Origin of the sequence: Armatimonas sp. (assembly GCF_043760365.1) — a bacterium.
Taxonomy (GTDB): Bacteria; Armatimonadota; Armatimonadia; order Armatimonadales; family Armatimonadaceae; genus Armatimonas.
On sequence record NZ_JAYUPA010000700.1, the window covers coordinates 1 to 3,739 of the forward strand.

At 58.5% G+C, this 3,739-nt stretch carries 4 protein-coding genes and 1 pseudogene; 2 read left to right on the forward strand and 3 right to left on the reverse strand.

The genetic code is table 11. From position 1 onward, the window contains the following. Both ACH2EH_RS16455 and ACH2EH_RS16460 read left to right on the forward strand, forming a co-directional pair. Positions 1-206, forward strand: a 206-nt coding sequence (locus ACH2EH_RS16455; protein WP_395143243.1) for a hypothetical protein, incomplete at its 5' end; no start/stop codon positions are given. Then, a complete protein-coding gene (locus ACH2EH_RS16460) occupies positions 191-502 on the forward strand; it encodes a hypothetical protein (RefSeq protein ID WP_395143244.1) in 312 nt (103 codons plus the stop codon). The genes ACH2EH_RS16455 and ACH2EH_RS16460, both read left to right, overlap by 16 nt. 700 nt (positions 503-1,202) lie before the next feature. Here ACH2EH_RS16460 and ACH2EH_RS16465 read toward each other — a convergent pair. From ACH2EH_RS16465 to ACH2EH_RS16475, 3 genes and pseudogenes are all read right to left on the reverse strand, one after another. Further along, a complete protein-coding gene (locus ACH2EH_RS16465) occupies positions 1,203-1,946 on the reverse strand; it encodes a DUF6062 family protein (RefSeq protein ID WP_395143246.1) in 744 nt (247 codons plus the stop codon). Positions 1,947-1,950: 4 nt separating this feature from the next. Beyond that, the gene (locus ACH2EH_RS16470) at positions 1,951-2,976 is read right to left on the reverse strand and encodes an ATP-binding protein (protein ID WP_395143248.1); all 1,026 of its coding nucleotides are present in this window, start codon (positions 2,974-2,976) and stop codon (positions 1,951-1,953) included. A 229-nt stretch (positions 2,977-3,205) separates the two neighbouring features. Beyond that, a pseudogene (locus ACH2EH_RS16475) lies at positions 3,206-3,739 on the reverse strand (hypothetical protein); the annotation flags it as partial.

Genomic DNA, 3,739 nt, shown 5'->3' on the forward strand with positions numbered 1-3,739 from the left:
CTCTTAATAAATTTGGAAATCATGTTAAAGGCATAGTTAGTAACTATGCTGGTGATAATTTAACAAAATTTAAAGCTTTAAAAGCACAAGGGTTTTCTAATGAAGCAGCAGCAATGGGGACAAAAACTGGACAACATATGGTCAAAATGGGATTTCGCCCTGTACATACTACTAACTATGGACATGTTAGATGGAGGAAGCAATGATACGTAATTATGAGGAAATTCCGCTGACCAATAAAGAAAAAGAATTTTATATTGAAAAAATACAAAATGGTGACGTGATTTTTGTTGTCCGCGATTTATTCAATAAAGTTAAAGAAAAGGAAGATTATAGATTATTGATACGAAGCACTATTTTTAACCTCATAAAAATGAAGCATGACTATACAAAGATTTTATTTGACTGGGATCCATATATTGATGATGATTTTCAAGATGAAATCAATAAAAGATTTTTGCTAATAGGGTACGATGACAAAAATATTCCGTATGACGAATGATTCTAGGAAGAACTTTGATCAATTACTGTTCTTCTTTTTTCTGCTAATACTTTTTCCTCAGGCAGGCTTCTCTCAACCTGCCTGGGTCTACGATGCGGATAACCTGCTTCTGAGTGCTCCCGCCGCCGGTGGTCTTCCCGGTCTTAGCCCCATTGTTCATGATGCGCCATCGGGCAAAGTGCTTCGTGCAGGCGACAAGGCGTTCACCTACGATGCGTGGGGCCGCGTCAAGACCGTCTCTCTAGTCAGCGGCTCCGGCGGCGGTGGGGGAGACGAACCTCCGGTTGGCGACGGGTCGGGTGGAGGCTACGGCGGCACGGGCAGCGGCGTGTTTGCCAAGACCACGGGCGTAGACAACCACGCAAGTTTAGGCGGCAACGCGACCGTCACGGATCACTTAGGTAGCGTCGTCACGCTTCTGAACAGTTCGGGCGCACCCGCTCAGCAGAACAGCTTCGATCCGTTCGGCCAAGTTATTTCCAGCACCAGCTCCAATGGTTTTGGCGGTCAACCGTATGGCTTCACCGGACTGGAGCACGACGAAAGCGGACGTAGGTTCAGCGCCACAAGTGCAAACGAGGCCACCAGCGCGAACGACGTGCGCTACTTCGACTACGACGGCAGCGAACTCCTGGACGGGTTGCCTGATAATCCCCTCCGCCCCAACTGTACGACCATCACGGTGGGGACCAATACAGCATTATTCCACAACCTCACCAAAGGCGTGGGGCAGGCCTGCTGTCTGGGCGAGCGCCCGTATCCAGCTATCGTCCTCGGCCTCGCTTGGTGTTTTTTGGTAATCCCTGCGGCGGTACGTGTCCAGTTGTGCCTCCAGCAGCGCAAGATGCTGCCGCTGGACGTGCGCTAGCCAGCGGGCAGTGCTGTCCGTTGAGGCGCGCTCCAGCAGGCGAAGAAAGTGAGGCTGGCAGGCCCCGGCACTGGCATCGTAGAGCAGGGCGAGCTCGCCGCTGCCACCGGTCTCATCCAGCGCCTCGATAAGCTGCTCCAGGGCGAATTCCTCGGTTTCTTTCTGGTGCTCACACATCAGGCAAATTCCCTCGGGACGAAGCCGCTCCCGGAGCCTTTTACCAAACGGAGCCGGGGAAGCACGCCACCAGTGTGTTTTCGTGGCCGCTCCCGAGGGAGATTCCGCCAGGCACGCGTCCAGCTCACCCCGGATGCCCTGAAGAACCGTGCTGTACAGTGTCGCGGTTCCGTTGCCGTCGCCCCGCTCCACCTGCTCGACTTCTTTGAGGAGCCAGGCGTGGGCGCGGCAGAACCCTCGGGAGCGTGCGAGCCGCTGGTGGATGTCCGGTGCGAGCGTGAATCCATTGAGGAGGGAGCTGAAATAGCGCCTGGCTGTCTCCGTGACCAGTGCACAGAGAGGGCAGTATTTGCTGGTGCAGGCCCGCCGGAAGTCCGCAAGAAAGAGCGTGTCGGTCACTGCGTTAGGTTCGCGGAGCCAGCTTCATTAGAAGCGCTTCGGTCGCGAGCTGGGCATTGGCGTTGCGGGCCAGGTGGCGACGGGACTTAAAGAGCGCCTCAAGGCAGGCGGTGAGCTGCTCGGGGCGGTACTTGGCGGCGGCCTCACGAGCCTCTATGCGCCGATCCGCGTGAAGAATCGGAGCGTCCGGGCCGCGCAAAGAGAGCTGGAGCAGATCACCGTACCAGGTGGCGAGCACATCGAGTGCTCGGCCCATGTCACCGCGCGACGATTTCTCCTCGGGTTCCTCTTCGCCTTTTTTGACTTTGGGCGGCGCGGAGAGCTTACGCAAGTCCTCGGCGAGGCGAAACGCCGCGATAGGCGGGGAGAGAGCGATCCGGTGGGCCAGATCGAGGAGTGCCCCGCGCTGCTCCTGAAGCTCGCCCGTCTCGGCGAGGCGGAACGCGCGGCCGGGCGCACCCTCGGCGCAGGCGGCGATGGTGGCGGCATCGGCGACACCACGGGCGGCGAGCGCCTTTTGGATGGTCTCACGCGGCACGGCGGAGAAGCGCACGACCTGGCAGCGCGAAAGAACAGTGGGCAGGACACTGGTGACGCTGGGGGCGCAGAGCACGAACTGAATGTAGCGGGGTGGCTCCTCCAGTGCCTTGAGCAGTGAGTTCGCCGACTCCTCGTTGAGTGTCTCCGCCCGCTCGATGAGATAGACGCGGCGGGGGGCGTTGATGGGGGCAAAGCTGAGATTCTCCAGAGCGCCGGTCGGATGCCCCGGGCGGTTCCAGAGCTGCCAGATGCGGGTCAGCTCGCCATCGGGGGCGATGCGCGTGAGATCCGGGTGCTGGTTCTCCCCGATACGCTTGTTGTGCACGGGGGTGTTGCCAAAGAGCGCCCGCACAAACGCCAGTGCGGTCGTGGTCTTGCCGACGCTCTCCGGCCCCACAAATAAATAAACCTGCGGCACCTCATCGCGCTCCAGTGCCGCTTTGAGGGTAGCGAGAGCAGTTTCTTGACCCAGAATCTCCGAGAAAGGCATGGGCTACGTTATACCCTATGCCCCCCCTGTACTGAGAATGTCCGAGGCGATACCCGGTGTGCGGAGTAGAGCGTACATTGGTCTGGGGAGCAATTCCCACAGTGGCATTGCCTAATGCTCCCGCTGCGTCAATTTCCGTATCCGTTGTCTCTGATGAATAGCGAACAGAGCGGGTCGAGAGAATCTCTCGGCCCGCTCTGGATGAGACTGGAAATTCGTCCGAGATTGCTTAGTTGGTGCCGTCACCGGCGAGCTCTGCGGCGCGGGCGCGCAGGTTGGCAGTGCGCACTTGCTCCGCGCTGGCACCTTGGAAGGCGGCGAGCTGACGGTACTTCTGCGCCGCTTCTCCGTACTTTTTCTGCGACTCTAGGCACGATGCCCAGGCGAGAAGATTGGCGCTGTGGTCGAACTTCTCCGAGGAGGTTTGTGCTATTTGTGCAGCCTTGCTATAGCCGCGAACGGCAAGTTCCGGACGGTGCAGGGCGGTGGCTGCGATCCCAAGGTCGTGCCAACCCAGGGGAGCACCCGGAAACTGTTTGGTGGAGAGGGACGCCACCCGTGCGGCCTCACTGTAGCGTGCCAGCGACCTAAGGGTCGCGCTCAGTGCGTGCAAGGCCCATGGCGTGGACTCTTGCGCGGCGATTTTGAGGCGGTGCTCCAGCGCAGGGAAGTGCTTCCCCTGAGCCTCTAGCGAGTCGGCGTAGCCCTGCCGGACAACGGCGGGGGCATTCTTCGCTTTCTTAAGAAGGGTGCTGAACGCTCC